Raw genomic sequence first — 17613 nt, forward strand, 5'->3', positions numbered from 1 at the left:
ACAGTACGGCTTCGTCAGGAGTATCGCTGCGAGATGAACTAAGGCGCTAGCGAAGACGTCGCGGGCGCCACTCAACGCCTGAAATGCTAAGCAAGCGAGTCTCTGGGCCTACGCTGTTCACTCGCCCACGTTCGGGATGATCGGCATGTTCGGCCATGGGATCGTGCCGGGCGGACACTGAAACCATTGAAACTGCGGGAGGACACAAGCTTTTCCTTCCCGAACGTGGTTGCCCGTGGTGCCGTAGTCGTGGCAGACGGACGTGTCCCAAGCCGGGTAGATGGGAACCGGCATCATTCCGCCATTTGGAGCCGGCGCAGCTCCCATGACCGGGGGATCACCGGGGCACCAGTAAAAAGGCTTGGCGTCAGCGGTCCCTGCGCCGAGGCCTACTGCCGCTGCCGCGACGGCGCCTGACAGCAGCGCCCCGGCGATGATTCGATTGGTCTTCACGGCAGGTCCTTTCTGGCCACCCGCCACGTTGCGCAGCGTCGTTGTAGCAAGTGCATAGGGGCGAGTCCGCTACCGATCCCAACAAACAGAGTCCTTCCGCTCAGGACACCGCCAATGGGCAAGGAGACGCCGAAAGCTACGGCGGATAGCGATGACTGCTGTTGGTGGCCAGCGGTATTCAGTGGCACAGGCCACCGGGCTACCACTCAAAGCTCAAACCCCCAGCGCAGTTGCCAGCGTTGGGGGTTTGAGCTGCTGTCGGACCTAATGGGCTTTGACTATGAGGCCGGCGCCACTTCCACTATTTGTCCGCTGGTGATGAGATCGGTGACTCTGGCGTTTCCGAGCACGTATTGAATTCCGCCGCCAGGCTGCCCAAAAGCAGCTGCAATCTTCCCGCTCCGTATCGCCAGCGGCTTCAAGAAGCAGTAGACGTGGTAACTGGCCTGTGAATCGCCTTGCTGGGTATTGAGGGATGCCGGCGGCAATGCGCGTGCTGCGAACGGAGTATTCCTTTCGTTGGCGAGGAACGATCCGTAAATGCTCCCGAACCGGTCGACCACGTCGCCGGGGTTTAGCGTCCAGGGTTTGTCTGCTCCGTCAAACCCCCAGTTCGTCGGATAAATCCAGCCGCCCGACCCGTCTGGGTTAAGCCTGTAGAACTGATTGAGGAAAGCCTTGTCGTCCGTGGGCGGAGTGCCTAATCGGTTGTAAGCCACTAGCAGTTTCGACACCGGTCCGCTGGGCAATGTGTTGGGTCCCAGCACGCCCGCGGGATACCCGTCTGGGACTTTGTAGGGCGTGGAATCCGCGGTTGCGAGGACCGGACTGACTTGGTGCGGACAAGTAGCTGCCTTCGCGCTGACCGGCAATAGCAGGGACATCGTCAGCGCTGTCAGCACACCGATGGTGAAAGACCGGCACCGCATACGAGAGCTCCTTGGGGTTTGCTGGTAAGCCTGACAGGGACCCTAGCGGATTCCACCGCCGCCGTCTCGTTATTCCGCGCCAAGCTCTCCGACTGCTCAATCAACAAGTCGCCCAACGATAAAGCGGGCGCGCGGGTCCGACGCTCGGCACGAACCGAGCGACCGGCAAGTGGGACAGGCCCGCCAAGGTTTTCGCTGCAAAGAACCGGGCGGCGCGAAAAGTGGAGCCTCCACAGTTCGGCGTGAATGTCTACGCGGACGTTCGACAAGCTCGCCGATCTTGGTTGAACGTATGTGATCCGATCGCTCGATAGTCTCGAATAGTGTTCGGGCGGAACTCGAATCGTCGATGTTAGCTCGCCGATTCGCCCAAAGGGCACCGGCGCAATCCTTAGAAAGCCAGCGGCGACAACGCGGGGCACGTATGTTGTGGGTTCTGCGCGCGATCGCAGTGGCTGTCCACGGCCCTGCGGGCAGGTCACGTACGGACACTGCCAGCACACGGATCAGCGCCACGACGAGCTAGGAGTAGCAATGGAGTCGCCGAGACTGCGTCGACGTTTTCTTGTACCAGCCTTGGCCTTTGGATCCGCCGTTGCGGTGTTTGCCGCGACGACATGCTTCGGACCGCCTGCTTGCTCGCTGGCAGACCCGGACCCAGACCAGAGCACAACAGCGTTTGCCATCCCGTTTCCGGCCAACCTTCAGGGAAAGATCGACCACCTCGAGAAAGAGGCGCTGACGGACACATCGAAGGAGCAGAGAGCCGCCAAGAAGGCCTGGATCCTTAAGACTGCCTTGGCTGATTTATTGCCGCAGCCTTTCACGAGCAATGCATCGCTGTACGGCCTGAAAAATCTAGGAGACTATCGGTTCGACCTCTCGAAAACGTCCGGCGACCCAGCGTTTTACCCGAAATATTTCGCCAGTCCGTTCAAGAACAACGTCGTCACCCTAACGCCTGAGGCTGGGGGTCACTATAACTACGCTGGCGACGAGGTTTGGGTCGATTTCGCCAACCATGATCTCGGCGGCGGTGTCTTTGGCAATGGGATGGTGCAAGAAGAGACCATGGCCCTGACCATGCCCCAACTCGCGGAGGCGGCCGCCCTCGGCTATCACACCCGCTCCCAAGGCCACCCGGGCGTCTTGGGGAGCAATCCAGAACCGCTAGTGCTGACGAATGTCCAGCGCTCGATCAAGCTCGGTGCCGGGCTTTATAAGGACGGGTGGTTGACGATGACGCTGGACAAGATCCAGGAAGTCGCCAACACCACGCCCCAAAAACCTAACCAGCATTTACACGTCCTGGCGGTTGCGGTGGAAAAGGTCGAGAAGTCGTGGGCGCAGCAATCCGACATAAAGACGCTCGACGACCTGTTCAACACGTTCGTCGCCGGCTTTACGTTGGCTAAAAATATCAAGCCCAACGTGATGATTAACACCGGCCCCATCGGTACCGGAGACTTCCAGAACGATCCCAAAGTCATCTATGTCATGCAGAACTTGGCTGCACAGCAGGTCGGCGGAATCACGTTGCGGTACTGGGGTTACGACCCAAAGACTTACACGGAGCAGAAAAGCTACGAACCAATGGTCAACCAGATCATTGACAAATGGAAAAAAGACCCAGACAAGAAGGTAGCTAACCTGCTACTGGTCGCATACGGGTGCCTCACCGGGAAGCCCTCGGGATAAGTGCCACTGCGCCAAGCGAATTACGAACATTCAGCAGAGTTATGCCCTGGGGTCGGCGGCGGTAAAGAGAGGTGCGTGGTGAGGATGAGCAGGGCGCCCTGGGGGCGGGCCATCATCGCATTGGCCGCCGCAACGATCGTGACTGCCGCCGCCGTGGTCGCCGGGCGGGCAACGATGAGTCCCGCTGTGGGGCGAGCACCCGCAGTGGTTCCGGTAGCTACAACTGAGCCGGGGCCTCTGTCTCCGCCGCCGCCCGGATTTCCGGACTTAACTGGGTTCACCGACGTGTCGCACAGTCACGAATTATCCCGCTCCTACGTCTTGGCAACGTTTACCAGCCCGACGGGATTGCAGTGCTCGATGTGGAGCAGCCTGGGAGATACAGCGGCGTTCTGTTTCGGAGCGATTCCCGGACTCGATCACCCAGCAAACCAGGTCTATGCGGGGGACCATAGGTCAGCTTTCGACCAGGGCGCGCCCCCCGATTCCGACAAGCTCAATGGGAAGCCGCTGGCATCGGGCGAGAAGGTGATACTGGGTGCTGGGGGGACCCTGATGGGCGGCGATCAGATCACCTGCGGTGTTCAGAATTCTCTCGTCGCGTGCATAGTGATTGAAGGATTCAGCCAAAACCACGGTGACGACACTGCCCAACGGCATGGCTTCGTCCTCAATCCCCAACGCAGTTGGACGTTTTGAGCGGTCGATTCGCGCACGGTCACGGAGCGCTAGCCCGAAGACACCCTCTTCCCCTCGATGCGCCCGAGCCCTGTCGTGACGTAGGGCCGGACCTCCAGGGGTGAGATGAGCGACATATCGGCAGCCTGCCAGGCCGCAAATCTTCAGTGACGCGGGCAGCATGGGCTGCCGCACTTGATTGACTCGCTCAGCAAACAGGGTTTCAGCTGACCTGCGAGAATCGAGATAGCCACTGGATAGCAACGGGCCTGCGACCGGGGCCAAAAACATCTTCTGACCTGCTAAAACTTTGGTGCCCCCGGCAGGATTCGAACCTGCGGCCTTCTGCTCCGGAGGCAGACGCTCTATCCCCTGAGCTACGGGGGCGCACTGGTATCAATACTGCGCCATTGGGGCTTGAAACTGTCCGGGACAGACTAACCCATCCCGGTCGCCGCTTCGTCACCCCAATGGATTCGGGGCGTAGGCACGCTAACCAATAGGATGGACGCTCGTGACCCCCGCTGACCTGGCTGAGCTGCTCCGAATCACCGCTGCCGCGGTGCTGGCCGAGCATGGTCTCGACGTGTCCGCGCTGCCTGCGACGGTCACTGTGGAGCGGCCCCGTATTCCCGAGCACGGCGATTACGCCAGCAACCTGGCGTTGCAGCTGGGCAAGAAGGTCGGCGCCAACCCGCGTGAACTGGCCGGATGGCTCGCCGAGGCGCTGGCCCAGGCCGACGGTGTCGCCTCGGCGGAAGTGGCCGGACCGGGCTTCATCAACCTGCGCCTCGAGGCGTCGGCGCAAGCCAAGGTCGTCAGCGACGTCATCGATGGCGGCGACCGCTTCGGTCACTCCGACGCGCTGGCCGGCACCAATATCAACTTGGAATTCGTCTCGGCCAATCCGACCGGGCCGATTCACATCGGCGGTACCCGCTGGGCCGCCGTCGGCGATGCGCTGGGCCGGTTGCTCACCACCCAGGGCGCCGACGTGGTGCGCGAGTATTACTTCAACGACCACGGCGTCCAGATCGACCGCTTCGCCAGCTCGCTGATCGCCGCGGCCAAAGGGGAATCGACCCCGGAAGACGGCTACGCCGGCAGCTACATCACCGACATCGCCGCGCAGGTGCTGGAAAAGGCGCCCGACGCACTCAGCCTGTCCAACACCGAGATGCACGAGACGTTCCGCGAAATCGGTGTCGACTTGATGTTCACCCACATCAAAGAGTCGTTGCACGAATTCGGCACGGACTTCGACGTCTTCACCCATGAAGACTCCATGCACATCGGTGGCCTCGTCGACCAGGCCATCGCAAAGCTTCGCGACACCGGCAACATCTACGAGAAGGACGGCGCAACCTGGTTGCGTACCAGTGCTTTTGGCGACGACAAAGATCGCGTCGTGATCAAGAGTGACGGCAAGCCGGCCTATATCGCCGGCGACATCGCCTATTACCTGGACAAGAGGCAGCGCGGTTTCGACTTGTGCATCTACATGCTGGGTGCCGACCACCATGGGTATATCGCGCGGCTCAAGGCGGTGGCTGCCGCCTTCGGAGACGACCCGGCCACGGTCGAGGTGCTCATCGGTCAACTGGTGAACCTGGTTCGCGACGGGCAGCCGGTCCGGATGAGTAAGCGCGCCGGGACCGTGATCACGCTCGACGACCTGGTCGAGGCGCTGGGCGTGGATGCCGCGCGCTACAGCATGATTCGCTCGTCGGTGGACACCCCGATCGATATCGACCTAGCGCTGTGGTCCTCGGCGTCCAATGAAAACCCGGTCTATTACGTGCAATACGCGCATGCCCGGCTTTCCGCGCTGGCCCGTAGCGCTGCCGAACTCGGCCTCATCCCCGACACCGGGCACCTCGAACTGCTCAGCCATGACAAAGAAGGTGCGCTGCTGCGCACTATCGGAGAGTTCCCGCGGGTACTCGACACCGCCGCGTCCCTGCGCGAACCACACCGGATCTGCCGTTACCTCGAAGACCTCGCCGGTGATTACCACCGGTTCTACGACTCATGCCGGGTCTTGCCCCAGGGCGATGAACAACCGAGCGACCTGCACATCGCGCGTCTCGCGCTGTGCCAGGCCACCCGCCAGGTCATCGCCAACGGTCTGGCAATACTCGGCGTCAGCGCCCCGGAGAGAATGTGAACGTCCATCCCGCCGGTCCCCGGCACGCCGAAGAGATCCGTCACACGGACAGCCCGCCCCGGCCGCAGTCCCCGGAGGATCTGCTGCTTTTGGCGCCGAATGTCTGGCCGCGCAACATGGTTCGCAGCGATGCCGGGGAAGCCGTCATTGCCGGAATCGCGGTGACTGATCTTGCCCAGGAGTATGGCACTCCGCTCTTCGTCATCGACGAGGACGACTTTCGCTCTCGGTGCCGAGAGATCGCGGCGGCATTCGGCGGCGGCGCCAACGTCCACTACGCCGCTAAAGCCTTCCTGTGCAGCGAGATAGCGCGCTGGATCGACGAGGAAGGCCTCTCGCTCGACGTGTGCACCGGCGGAGAATTGGCCGTTGCGCTGCACGCAAACTTCCCGCCGGAGCGGATTACCTTCCACGGCAACAACAAATCCGTCCCGGAGTTGACGACCGCAGTCAAAGCTGGTGTGAGCCATGTCGTTGTGGACTCGATGACAGAAATCGAACGACTCAAAACTATCGCGGGGGAGGCGGGCGTCGTCCAGGACGTCTTTGTTCGTCTCACGGTTGGTGTCGAGGCGCACACCCATGAGTTCATCTCCACCGCGCATGAGGACCAGAAGTTCGGACTGTCGGTAGCCGGCGGGGCGGCGATGGCAGCGGTGGAGCGGGTATTCGCCGCCGATCACCTGCGGCTGGTCGGGTTGCACAGCCATATCGGTTCGCAGATCTTCGACGTCGCCGGCTTCGAACTCGCCGCGCGCCGTGTCCTCGGCCTGCTGCAGGAGGTCGTTAGTCAGTTCGGGGTGGCCAGGACCGCCCAGATCTCCACCGTCGACCTCGGTGGCGGCCTGGGCATTTCGTACCTGGCGTCCGATGATCCGCCCCCGATGGCCGAACTGGCGGCCAAGCTGACCACGATCATCACCAACGAGTCGGCGGCCGTTGGTCTGCCCACGCCACGGCTGGTGGTGGAGCCCGGGCGGGCCATCGCCGGTCCGGGGACGATCACGCTCTACGAAGTCGGCACCGTCAAGGACGTCGAGGTCAGCACGACGGCGCACCGACGTTACGTCAGCGTCGACGGCGGCATGAGCGACAACATCCGTACCGCGCTCTATGACGCGCAGTACGACGCCCGGTTGGTGTCGCGGATCAGCGACGCGCCGGCGACGCTGGCCCGCATCGTTGGAAAGCACTGCGAGAGTGGCGATATCGTCGTGCGCGACACATGGGTACCCGGCGACCTGGGACCGGGCGACCTGCTGGGAGTGGCCGCGACCGGTGCCTACTGCTATTCGCTCTCGAGCCGTTACAACATGATCTGCCGGCCCGCCGTGGTCGCGGTTCGCGATGGGCGGGCCCGCCTGATCCTGCGCCGGGAGACGGTCGACGATCTGCTGAGTCTGGAAGTGAGGTGAACTGTGTCAGGCAATGAAAAGCCAGTCGGCGTAGCGGTACTCGGGTTCGGCAACGTCGGCAGCGAGGTTGTCCGCATCATCGAGGAGAGCGCGGACGATCTCGCGGCCCGTATCGGCGCGCCTCTTGCGCTGCGCGGCATCGGGGTCCGTCGTGTGGCCCCCGACCGTGGCGTCCCCGTCGAACTCCTTACCGACGACATCGAAGCGCTCGCGTCGCGGGAAGACGTCGATATCGTCGTCGAATTGATGGGGCCGGTCGAGCCGTCCCGCAAGGCAATCCTGACCGCGCTCGAGCACGGCAAGTCCGTTGTCACGGCGAACAAGGCGTTGTTGGCGACCTCCACTGGGGAATTGGCGCAAGCAGCCGAAAATGCGCACGTCGATTTGTATTTCGAGGCGGCCGTCGCCGGCGCGATTCCGGTCATTCGTCCGCTCACCCAGTCGCTCGCCGGTGACACGGTGGTGCGGGTGGCCGGCATCGTCAACGGCACCACCAACTACATCCTTTCCGCGATGGACAGCACCGGCACCGACTACGAGAGCGCCCTGGCCGACGCGAGCGCGCTGGGTTACGCCGAGGCCGATCCCACCGCCGATGTCGAGGGCTACGACGCCGCGGCCAAGGCGGCGATTCTGGCATCCATCGCCTTCCACACCCGGGTGACCGCCGATGACGTCTATCGCGAAGGCATCACCAAGATCACCCCGGCCGACTTCGCGTCCGCACATGCGTTGGGCTGCACCATCAAGCTGCTGTCCATCTGCGAGCGGATCACCACCGACGACGGGCAGCAACGGGTCTCGGCGCGCGTCTACCCGGCGCTGGTTCCGCTGTCGCATCCGCTGGCCACGGTCAGCGGCGCGTTCAACGCGGTGGTGGTCGAGGCCGAGGCGGCGGGCCGGCTGATGTTCTACGGCCAGGGGGCCGGCGGGGCGCCCACCGCATCAGCGGTGACCGGCGACTTGGTAATGGCCGCCAGAAACCGGGTGCTGGGCAGCCGCGGACCGAAGGAATCCAAATACGCTGAACTGCCCATCGCACCAATGGGTTTCATATCCACCCGCTACTACGTCAGCATGAACGTCGCCGACCGGCCCGGCGTACTGTCCTCGGTGGCAGCAGAATTCGCCAAGCGCGAGGTCAGCATCGCCGAGGTCCGTCAGGAAGGCGTGGTGGACGACGGGGGACGTCGGGTGGGGGCCCGGATCGTCGTGGTCACGCACAGCGCCACCGACGCTGCACTCTCCGAAACCGTCGATGCGCTGGCTGATTTGGACGTCGTGCAGAGTGTGGCAAGCGTGCTGAGATTAGAAGGAACCACCCTATGAGCACGCCGCGAACCGCCATCCACAAACCCTGGCCGGGACTGATCGCGGCCTATCGCGACCGATTGCCGGTCGGCGACGATTGGACGCCGATCACCCTGCTCGAGGGCAATACTCCGCTGATCGCCGCGACCCGGCTCTCGGAAAAGACCGGCTGCACAGTCCACCTCAAGGTCGAGGGCCTCAACCCCACCGGCTCCTTCAAAGACCGGGGGATGACGATGGCGGTCACCGACGCGGTGGCCCGCGGGCAGCAGGCCGTGTTGTGTGCCTCGACCGGAAACACCTCGGCGTCGGCTGCGGCATACGCTGCGCGCGCCGGCATCACCTGTGCGGTGTTGATACCGCAGGGCAAGATCGCGATGGGCAAGCTGGCGCAGGCGGTTATGCACGGCGCCAAGATCATTCAGATCGACGGCAACTTCGACGACTGCTTGGAGCTGGCCCGCAAGATGGCCGCCGACTTCCCGACGATCTCGTTGGTCAACTCGGTCAACCCGGTGCGCATCGAGGGCCAGAAGACGGCGGCGTTCGAAATCGTGGATGCACTGGGCACCGCGCCGGACGTGCATTCGCTTCCCGTCGGCAACGCCGGGAACATCACCGCGTACTGGAAGGGCTACACCGAGTACCACCAGGAGGGCGTGTTCGAGAAGCTGCCCCGCATGCTGGGAACCCAGGCCGCGGGCGCGGCGCCGTTGGTACATGGCAAGCCGGTGAAGAACCCCGAGACCATCGCCACCGCGATCCGCATCGGTTCACCGGCGTCGTGGACGGCCGCGGTTGCGGCACAACAGCAATCCAACGGGCGCTTCCTGGCCGCAACCGACGAGGAGATCCTGGCGGCATACCATCTGGTGGCCCAGTCCGAAGGCGTCTTCGTCGAGCCCGCGTCCGCGGCCAGCATTGCGGGTCTGCTCAAGGCCGTCGACGACGGTTGGGTAGCCCGTGGATCGACCGTCGTGTGCACGGTGACGGGCAACGGCCTCAAGGACCCCGACACGGCGCTGAAGGATATGCCGACTGTGTCCGCGCTGCCGGTGGATCCCGCGCTCGTCGTGGAGAAGTTGGGTCTAGTCTCGTGAGCGTTTGCCGGTGAATCAGATGCTGCCCGCTGGGCTGGTGGCCAGCGCCGTGGTGTCGGCGTCCAGCGCCAATCTTGGCCCGGGTTTCGACAGCATCGGTCTGGCATTGAGTCTGTACGACGAGATCGTCCTGGAGACAATCGATTCCGGGTTGGTTGTACAGGTCGAGGGGGAGGGCGCCGATCAGGTACCGCTGGGACCCGAACACCTGGTGGTGCGCGCCATCGAGCGCGGGTTACAAGCTGTCGGCGTCCGTGCCCCCGGCATGATCGTGCGCTGTCGCAACGCCATCCCGCATTCCCGCGGCCTCGGCTCGTCGGCGGCCGCGGTGGTCAGCGGTCTTGCTGCAGTCAATGGCCTTGTCGCACAGACGGATTCAACCCCACTCAGCGAAGCGCAGCTGATCCAGCTGTCCTCGGAGTTCGAGGGCCATCCCGACAACGCCGCCGCCGCAGTGCTGGGCGGTGCGGTGGTTTCGTGGATCGACCGGACCGGGGATGCACCCGATTACTCGGCGGTGTCGCTGGCACTGCATCCCGATATCCGACTGTTCTGCGCGATCCCCCAGGAGCGCTCATCGACCGCGGAGACTCGGGTGCTGCTGCCCGTCCAGGTCAGTCATGAGGACGCAAGGTTCAACGTCAGCCGCGCCGCATTGCTGGTCGTCGCGCTGACCAAGCGCCCGGATCTGCTGATGGCGGCCACCGAAGACGTCCTTCATCAACCACAACGGGCACCCGCGATGCCGGCGTCGGCGGAATATTTGCGGCTGCTGCGGCGTCTTAATACGTCAGCGGCGCTTTCGGGGGCGGGTCCGTCGGTGATTGCACTGACCACACAGTCGGAGTTGCCCGCGGAGGCGTTGGACTACGGCGCTGCCAACGGATTTACCGTCACTGAGCTGGCACCCGGCGAACGAGTTCGCTGGAGTCCGGGCGTCAGAGTCGCCCGTTAATCCACAGGCTCACCGGAGGGTTTGCTTGCTTCCAACACAGATGCGGGCTATCCTCGGACCCGTCCAGCAATCGCAGCATCTGCATCTGCATACATACTGCCTTGCCGCTGGGACAACACCAATTCTTCTCGTGGACGAGGTTCGCCTTTTTCTCCGCCCATCCAGGCGATCACCGTTGCAGAGTCGATGATTGGGCGCACTCGGCAATTTGGCTGAATGCAACGAACCCCCCTATGACGTGATCAGCGGGGGAAGAAAGGAAATCCGTGACTGATACGGACCTGTTCACGGCTGACGAAAGCACCGACAGCAATCAGCCGTCGGACGCCGTGACCACCGACACTCCAGGCGTCAAAACCAACGCCTCGACCGGCTCCCTGTCCACCATGGTGCTGCCCGAGTTGCGTGCGCTGGCTAATCAAGCCGGCGTCAAGGGGACGTCGGGTATGCGTAAGAACGAACTCATTGCCGCGATCAAGGAAACTAGGGGACAGGCCGACGGCACTTCCGCCGGCGCCGCCCCATCCGAGGACAGTGGCAACTCCGACCAAGACAAAAACCAAGAAAAAAATAGTGCCGAAGCACCGGCCGCCCAAGCCGAAGCACCGGCCGCCCAAGGGGAACAGAAGGATTCGCCGACCGAGGGGGGTTCGCCCCGGGAACGGCGCGGCGCCTCCCGCGAAGCGGGATCGGCCACCCGCACCGCTGATGAGGCGGACCGCGGGAGCTCGAAGAACCGCAATGGCAGGGCCAGAGAGTCCGACAACCGCGACGCGGGCCAACGGGATACCAAGACCGACGAGCGCGCATCGGATGCGGGTGATCAGAACGGTGACCGCGACCAACAGAGCTCGGGTGGCCAGCAGAACCGCGGCGGCTCGAATCAGCAAGACGATGACGGTGACGGCCGTGGTGGCCGGCGGGGACGTCGGTTCCGCGACCGCAGGCGCCGTGGCGAACGGTCCGGCGAAGGCGGCGGCGGCGGCGGTGGCGGTGAAGCCGAACTGCGCGAGGACGATGTCGTCCAGCCGGTAGCCGGCATCCTTGACGTCCTCGACAATTACGCGTTCGTGCGTACATCCGGTTATCTGGCCGGTCCGCACGATGTCTACGTGTCCATGAATATGGTGCGCAAGAACGGCCTGCGCCGCGGAGATGCGGTGACCGGTGCGGTTCGGGTGCCCAAAGACGGCGAGCAGCAGAACCAGCGGCAGAAGTTCAACCCGCTGGTCCGTCTGGACAGCGTCAACGGCGGACCGGTCGAAGACGCCAGGAAGCGTCCTGATTTCACCAAGATGACACCGCTCTACCCCAATCAGCGTCTTCGTTTGGAGACCACTCCGGACCGGCTGACCACCCGGGTCATCGACCTGATCATGCCGATCGGCAAGGGGCAGCGCGCCCTGATCGTGTCTCCGCCCAAGGCGGGTAAGACCACGATCCTGCAAGACATCGCCAACGCGATCACCAAGAACAACCCGGAATGCCACCTGATGGTCGTGCTCGTCGACGAGCGCCCTGAAGAGGTCACCGACATGACGCGCTCGGTCAAGGGCGAGGTTATCGCCTCGACCTTCGACCGGCCGCCGACAGACCACACGGCGGTCGCCGAGCTGGCCATCGAGCGCGCCAAGCGGCTCGTCGAGCAGGGCAAAGATGTGGTGGTGTTGCTGGACTCGATCACCCGCCTGGGCCGCGCGTACAACAACGCGTCACCCGCGTCGGGCCGGATCCTTTCCGGTGGTGTCGACTCCACTGCGCTGTACCCGCCCAAGCGATTCCTCGGTGCTGCACGCAATATCGAGGAAGGCGGCTCGCTGACGATCATCGCTACCGCGATGGTCGAGACCGGGTCCACCGGTGACACGGTCATCTTCGAAGAGTTCAAGGGCACCGGTAACGCCGAGCTCAAGCTGGACCGCAAGATCTCCGAACGCCGTGTGTTCCCCGCAGTCGATGTGAACCCGTCCGGCACCCGTAAAGACGAGTTGTTGCTGTCGCCCGACGAATTCGGCATCGTGCACAAGCTGCGCCGCGTGCTGTCGGGTCTGGACTCCCACCAGGCCATCGACCTGCTGATGTCGCAGCTGCGCAAGACGAAGACCAATTACGAGTTCCTGGTGCAGGTGTCTAAGACAACGCCGGGTTCCATGGACAACGACTAGCCGACGACTAGCCTCGCAAGTTGTGGCGGAGACGCTTCAGCAATTACTTCGTGAACGCTTGGCGCAGGACGCGCCGGCGCTGAAGTACGGCGACCGAGTCTGGACCTGGCGAGAACATCTGGCCGAGGCCACCGATACTGCCGCCGCCCTGATCGGCGTCGCCGATCCGGCCCGCCCGCTGCACGTGGGCACGTTGCTCGGTAACACCCCCGAGATGCTGACCGCGATGGCTGCGGCCGCGCTCGGCGGATACGTGTTGTGCGGAATCAACGACACCCGCCGCGGCGCCGAACTGGCCAGGGATATTTTGCGGGCCGACTGCCAGATCCTGCTCACCGATCCAGCCCACAAAGGTTTGCTGGACGGGCTGGAACTGCCGGGTGTGCAGGTGTTCGACGTGTCCGACGAGTCCTGGTCGGAGCAGCGTGAGGGTGCCCGGCCGCTGATTCCCTATCGCGAGGTCGTGCCGACCGACACCTTCATGATGATCTTCACCTCGGGCACCAGTGGCGAGCCGAAGGCGGTACAGATACCGCACCTGGTCGTGTTGTTCGCCGGTCCGGCGCTGGTAGCGCGATTCGGTATCGATGCCGCCGACGTCTGCTACATGTCGATGCCGCTTTTTCACTCCAATGCTCTGCTGGCGGGGTGGAGCGCGGCGGTGTGCGCCGGTGCGACCATGGTCCCCGCGACTTTTTCGGCGTCTGGGCTGCTGGCCGATTTGCGCCATTACGGGGCGACATACATGAACTACGTGGGCAAACCGCTCGCGTACGTGCTCGCGACGCCGGAGCAACCCGATGATCGCGACAACCCGCTGCGCGTCGCGATGGGCAATGAGGGCAGCGAGCGTGATACCGCCGAATTCAGTCGACGGTTCGGCTGCAGGGTCTGGGACGGCTTCGGGTCGACTGAGGGCGCGATCTACATCTTTCCGGAAGACGGTTGCCCGCCGGGGTCACTGGGGCGAGGTCTTGCCGGAGTCGCAATTTACGACCCGGAGACACTCACCGAGTGTCCGGTCGCGGCATTCACTGTGGACGGCTCCCTGACGAACGCCGAGGAGGCGACCGGTGAGATCGTCAACACCACGGGCGGGGGCTTGTTCGCCGGTTATTACAACGACAAGGAAGCCACCGACGCCCGGCTGCGCCACGGCATGTTCTGGTCGGGGGACCTCGGGTACAAGGACGCTGACGGTTGGATCTACTTCGCCGGACGCAGTGGCGACTGGCTGCGCGTCGACGGCGAGAACATGACCACCGCGCCCATCGAGCGGATCCTGCAACGCTTGACGCCGATCAGCCAGGTGGCGGTGTACGCGGTCCCCGACGAACACGTCGGTGACCAGGTGATGGCGGCGATTGTCCTGCAGGACGACGCCGACATCACTCCCGACGAGTTCAGCCGGTTTTTGGCTGGTCAGCCCGACTTGTCACCCAAGGCCTGGCCACGCTATGTCTGGCTCACCGATCGGCTGCCGGCCACGGCGACCAACAAGGTCCTCAAGCGGGAGCTCACAGCACGCGGCGCGGCTCCCGAGGGCGGCCTGCTGTGGACGCGCAACGGGCAAAGCAGGGCCTACACGACGGCCTGACCCGCGACACTCGAGCCACACCCGTCGCCGGGAATGTGTGCGCGCATCTCGGTGTTTGGGGAGAAGGTGGTTGACCTGGCATAATCGAGCGTCGACTGCCCAGAGCCGGTTGAGGTTCTGAGTTCGCGGCCAATGGCCGGATCCCTACGGGGAACCAGAGCGACAAACGATCGAAGAGGACATCATGAAAGCTGACATTCATCCCGGCTACGCGGAGACCACGGTGCTCTGCGGGTGCGGCAACACGTTCGAGACGCGTAGCACCAAAGATGGTGGTCGCATCGTCGTCGAGGTTTGCTCGCAGTGCCACCCGTTCTACACCGGCAAGCAGAAGATCCTTGACAGCGGTGGCCGCGTGGCGCGCTTCGAGAAGCGCTACGGAAAGCGGAAGGGCGGGGCTGACAAGCCTGAATCGACCGACAAATAGCTGCCTTACCGACGCCCGAACTGCGCACGACGTTGCGCAGGCCGGGCGTCGGTTCGCGTTTGCGGCACATAAGCTCGCGGAGTCTGATCAGCAGGGCAACAACGGTGGAGGAGGTGTGTGATGGCGCAGCCGGTGCAGACGATTGACGTGCTGCTCGCCGAACACGCCGAACTTGAGCAGCGACTGGCGGACCCCGAGCTGCACAGCAATCCCGACGAGGCACGCAAGGCCGGCCGCCGCTTCGCCCGCCTGGCCCCGATCGTTGCCACGCATCGCAAGCTGGAGTCGGCCCGCGGCGACCTGGGGGCCGCACGCGAACTGGCCGCCGACGATGAGTCGTTCGCCGACGAGGTCGTCGAACTCGAAGCACGCGTGGCCGAGCTGGATACCCAGCTCACCGACATGCTGTCGCCGCGCGACCCCCATGACGCCGACGACATCGTGCTGGAAGTCAAGTCCGGTGAGGGCGGCGAAGAATCGGCACTGTTCGCTGCCGACCTGGCCAGGATGTACATCCGCTACGCCGAGCGGCATGGCTGGTCGGTGACGGTGTTGGACGAAACCACCTCGGATCTCGGCGGATACAAGGATGCCACGCTCACTATCGCCAGCAAGGGCGACGCGGTCGACGGAGTCTGGTCGCGCATGAAGTTCGAGGGCGGGGTGCACCGGGTACAACGGGTCCCGGTGACGGAATCCCAAGGCCGCGTTCACACTTCGGCGGCCGGCGTGCTGGTCTACCCGGAACCCGAGGAAGTCACTGAGGTACAGATCGACGAATCGGATCTGCGCATCGACGTCTACCGGTCATCCGGCAAAGGCGGGCAGGGTGTCAACACCACCGACTCCGCGGTACGAATCACCCATCTGCCCACCGGGATAGTCGTCACTTGCCAAAACGAACGGTCCCAGCTGCAGAACAAGGCCCGTGCCATGCTGGTGCTGGCCGCTCGACTTCAGGCATTGGCCGAGGAGCAGGCTACCGCCGACGCCTCGGCCGACCGGGCCAGCCAGATCCGCACGGTGGACCGCAGCGAACGCATTCGCACCTACAACTTCCCCGAGAACCGAATCACCGATCACCGCATCGGTTACAAGTCACACAATCTCGACCAAGTTCTCGACGGCGACCTGGATGCGCTCTTCGACGCGCTGAGCGCCGCGGACAGACAATCCCGGTTGCAACAGGCATGACTGTCCTGCGGCGCGCAATCGACTCTGCTGCGGCGTTGCTCGCCGAAGCCGGAATCGATTCTGCGCGTTGCGATGCCGAGCACTTGGCCGCTCACGTGGCAGGTACCGAGCGGGGCCGGCTGACCCTGATCGAGTCAATCGATGACGAGTTCTTCGTGCGATACCACGACGTCGTCGCTGCGCGCTCGCGGCGCGTGCCGTTGCAGCATCTCACCGGGACGGCGGCATTCGGGCCGGCGGTGCTGCACGTCGGTCCCGGCGTTTTCATCCCGCGCCCGGAGACCGAGGCCATCTTGGAGTGGGCCACCGCGCAGCGCCTCGCAGCTGAGCCGGTGATTGTCGATGTGTGCACCGGATCCGGTGCCTTAGCGGTGACGCTAGCCCGGCACTGGCCGGCGGCGCGGGTCATCGGCATCGATGACTCCGACGCGGCCATGGACTACGCACGTCGCAACATCGAGGGCACCGCCGTCGAACTCCTACCCGCCGATGTCACCACACCGGGCCTGCTTCCCGAGCTCGACCGACGAGTCGACCTCGTGGTGGCCAATCCGCCCTACGTGCCCGACAGCGCCCCGCTGGAACCCGAAGTCGCCCAGCATGATCCGCCGCACGCGGTGTTCGGTGGCCCGGACGGGATGGCGGTGATCGCCGCAGTGGTCGGCCTCGCCGGACGCTGGCTGCGCCCCGGCGGCCTGTTCGCCGTCGAGCACGATGACACCACGTCGTCGCGGACTGTCGAATTGATCGAGGACACCGGACTTTTCGAAGAAGTCCAGGCTCGGCGAGATCTGACCGGGCGGCCAAGATTCGTGACGGCCCGTCGGAGGGGCGCCCGTGACTGAGACCTTCAATTGTGCTGAACCCGAACAGCGTTCGGCCGGAATCAGTTCGGCGGTAGGTGCGCTCAAGGGCGGCCGACTGGTCGTGATGCCGACGGACACGGTGTATGGCATCGGCGCCGACGCATTCGACAACACCGCCGTGACTGCGCTGTTGTCGGCGAAGGGACGCGGACGCGACATGCCGGTGGGCGTGCTGGTGGGCTCCTGGCACACCATCGAGGGCTTGGTCTACACCGTGCCGGACGGGGCCCGCGAACTGATTCGCGCGTTCTGGCCTGGCGCCCTGAGCCTGGTAGTGGCACAAGCGCCGTCGTTGCAATGGGATCTCGGCGATGCCCGTGGCACTGTCATGTTGCGGATGCCGCTGCACCCGGTCGCCATCGAGCTATTGCGCGAGGTGGGGCCGATGGCCGTATCCAGCGCCAACATCTCCGGTCACCCGCCTGCGGTGAACGCCGCCGAGGCGCACAGCCAACTCGGCGATCTCGTCGACGTCTATCTCGATGCGGGACCCTCCGAACAGCAGGCCGCTTCCACAATCGTCGATCTCACCGGAGACGCCCCGCGCCTGCTGCGAGCCGGACCGGTGAGTGTCGAGCGCATCGCGGAAGTACTCGGAATGGACCCAGGACGGTTGATCGCCTAGCGGCGGACCGGAAACGAAGCGAGGGTTGAGGTC

General features: G+C 64.1%; 15 protein-coding genes and 1 tRNA gene. 13 read left to right on the forward strand and 3 right to left on the reverse strand.

The window, feature by feature from the left end; genetic code table 11:
• Window positions 1–117: 117 nt before the first annotated feature.
• Both ACTXG5_RS13375 and ACTXG5_RS13380 read right to left on the reverse strand, forming a co-directional pair.
• Complete coding sequence (locus ACTXG5_RS13375) at window positions 118–453, reverse strand: hypothetical protein (protein ID WP_445164092.1); 336 nt, start codon at window positions 451–453, stop codon at window positions 118–120.
• Between the two features lie 278 nt (window positions 454–731).
• A complete protein-coding gene (locus ACTXG5_RS13380) occupies window positions 732–1220 on the reverse strand; it encodes a TNT domain-containing protein (RefSeq protein WP_445164093.1) in 489 nt (162 codons plus the stop codon).
• Between the two features lie 696 nt (window positions 1221–1916).
• Here ACTXG5_RS13380 and ACTXG5_RS13385 point away from each other — a divergent pair.
• Both ACTXG5_RS13385 and ACTXG5_RS13390 read left to right on the forward strand, forming a co-directional pair.
• Complete coding sequence (locus ACTXG5_RS13385) at window positions 1917–3080, forward strand: hypothetical protein (RefSeq protein ID WP_445164094.1); 1164 nt, start codon at window positions 1917–1919, stop codon at window positions 3078–3080.
• A gap of 84 nt (window positions 3081–3164) precedes the next feature.
• The gene (locus tag ACTXG5_RS13390) at window positions 3165–3779 is read left to right on the forward strand and encodes a hypothetical protein (RefSeq protein ID WP_445164095.1); all 615 of its coding nucleotides are present in this window, start codon (window positions 3165–3167) and stop codon (window positions 3777–3779) included.
• Between the two features lie 290 nt (window positions 3780–4069).
• On the opposite strand, the gene ACTXG5_RS13395 is transcribed toward ACTXG5_RS13390, so the two are convergent.
• A tRNA-Arg gene (locus ACTXG5_RS13395) sits at window positions 4070–4145 on the reverse strand.
• 127 nt (window positions 4146–4272) lie between these two features.
• On the opposite strand from ACTXG5_RS13395, the gene argS reads away from it, so the two are divergent.
• From argS to ACTXG5_RS13450, 11 genes are all read left to right on the forward strand, one after another.
• Entirely contained in the window at window positions 4273–5925 is a 1653-nt protein-coding gene (argS, locus tag ACTXG5_RS13400) for an arginine--tRNA ligase (RefSeq protein WP_445164096.1), read from the forward strand.
• A gap of 35 nt (window positions 5926–5960) precedes the next feature.
• Window positions 5961–7340: a diaminopimelate decarboxylase gene (gene lysA, locus ACTXG5_RS13405; RefSeq protein WP_445164408.1), complete on the forward strand. Its 1380-nt coding sequence runs from the start codon at window positions 5961–5963 to the stop codon at window positions 7338–7340.
• 3 nt (window positions 7341–7343) lie between these two features.
• Window positions 7344–8669, forward strand: a complete 1326-nt coding sequence (locus tag ACTXG5_RS13410; RefSeq protein ID WP_445164097.1) for a homoserine dehydrogenase — start codon at window positions 7344–7346, stop codon at window positions 8667–8669.
• Window positions 8666–9751: a threonine synthase gene (gene thrC, locus ACTXG5_RS13415; protein WP_445164098.1), complete on the forward strand. Its 1086-nt coding sequence runs from the start codon at window positions 8666–8668 to the stop codon at window positions 9749–9751. The genes ACTXG5_RS13410 and thrC overlap by 4 nt, the downstream gene beginning before the upstream one ends.
• 19 nt (window positions 9752–9770) lie before the next feature.
• Entirely contained in the window at window positions 9771–10706 is a 936-nt protein-coding gene (thrB, locus tag ACTXG5_RS13420; protein WP_445164409.1) for a homoserine kinase, read from the forward strand.
• 266 nt (window positions 10707–10972) lie between these two features.
• Window positions 10973–12871, forward strand: a complete 1899-nt coding sequence (gene rho / locus ACTXG5_RS13425) for a transcription termination factor Rho (protein ID WP_445164099.1) — start codon at window positions 10973–10975, stop codon at window positions 12869–12871.
• 22 nt (window positions 12872–12893) lie between these two features.
• On the forward strand, window positions 12894–14468 hold the full coding sequence (gene fadD1 / locus ACTXG5_RS13430) for a fatty-acid--CoA ligase FadD1 (RefSeq protein WP_445164100.1): 1575 nt from the start codon (window positions 12894–12896) through the stop codon (window positions 14466–14468).
• A gap of 184 nt (window positions 14469–14652) precedes the next feature.
• Window positions 14653–14895, forward strand: coding sequence for a 50S ribosomal protein L31 (gene rpmE, locus ACTXG5_RS13435; protein WP_445164101.1), 243 nt, complete (start codon window positions 14653–14655; stop codon window positions 14893–14895).
• 120 nt (window positions 14896–15015) lie between these two features.
• Complete coding sequence (gene prfA, locus ACTXG5_RS13440) at window positions 15016–16089, forward strand: peptide chain release factor 1 (protein ID WP_313863734.1); 1074 nt, start codon at window positions 15016–15018, stop codon at window positions 16087–16089.
• Window positions 16086–16934, forward strand: coding sequence for a peptide chain release factor N(5)-glutamine methyltransferase (prmC, locus tag ACTXG5_RS13445; protein WP_445164102.1), 849 nt, complete (start codon window positions 16086–16088; stop codon window positions 16932–16934). Before prfA ends, prmC begins: the two co-directional genes overlap by 4 nt.
• The gene (locus ACTXG5_RS13450) at window positions 16927–17580 is read left to right on the forward strand and encodes an L-threonylcarbamoyladenylate synthase (protein ID WP_445164103.1); all 654 of its coding nucleotides are present in this window, start codon (window positions 16927–16929) and stop codon (window positions 17578–17580) included. Before prmC ends, ACTXG5_RS13450 begins: the two co-directional genes overlap by 8 nt.
• The last annotated feature ends 33 nt before the right edge of the window (window positions 17581–17613 follow it).

This window comes from Mycobacterium sp. Dal123C01 (assembly GCF_052566995.1).

What these genes read in the sequence shown, in the direction of transcription:
- ACTXG5_RS13385 (WP_445164094.1), top strand. Translation starts at nt 1,917, where the DNA reads ATGGAGTCGCCGAGACTGCGTCGACGTTTTCTTGTACCAGCCTTGGCC.
- ACTXG5_RS13390 (WP_445164095.1), top strand. Translation starts at nt 3,165, where the DNA reads ATGAGCAGGGCGCCCTGGGGGCGGGCCATCATCGCATTGGCCGCCGCA.
- thrC (WP_445164098.1), top strand. Translation starts at nt 8,666, where the DNA reads ATGAGCACGCCGCGAACCGCCATCCACAAACCCTGGCCGGGACTGATC.
- thrB (WP_445164409.1), top strand. Translation starts at nt 9,771, where the DNA reads ATGCTGCCCGCTGGGCTGGTGGCCAGCGCCGTGGTGTCGGCGTCCAGC.
- rpmE (WP_445164101.1), top strand. Translation starts at nt 14,653, where the DNA reads ATGAAAGCTGACATTCATCCCGGCTACGCGGAGACCACGGTGCTCTGC.
- prfA (WP_313863734.1), top strand. Translation starts at nt 15,016, where the DNA reads ATGGCGCAGCCGGTGCAGACGATTGACGTGCTGCTCGCCGAACACGCC.
- prmC (WP_445164102.1), top strand. Translation starts at nt 16,086, where the DNA reads ATGACTGTCCTGCGGCGCGCAATCGACTCTGCTGCGGCGTTGCTCGCC.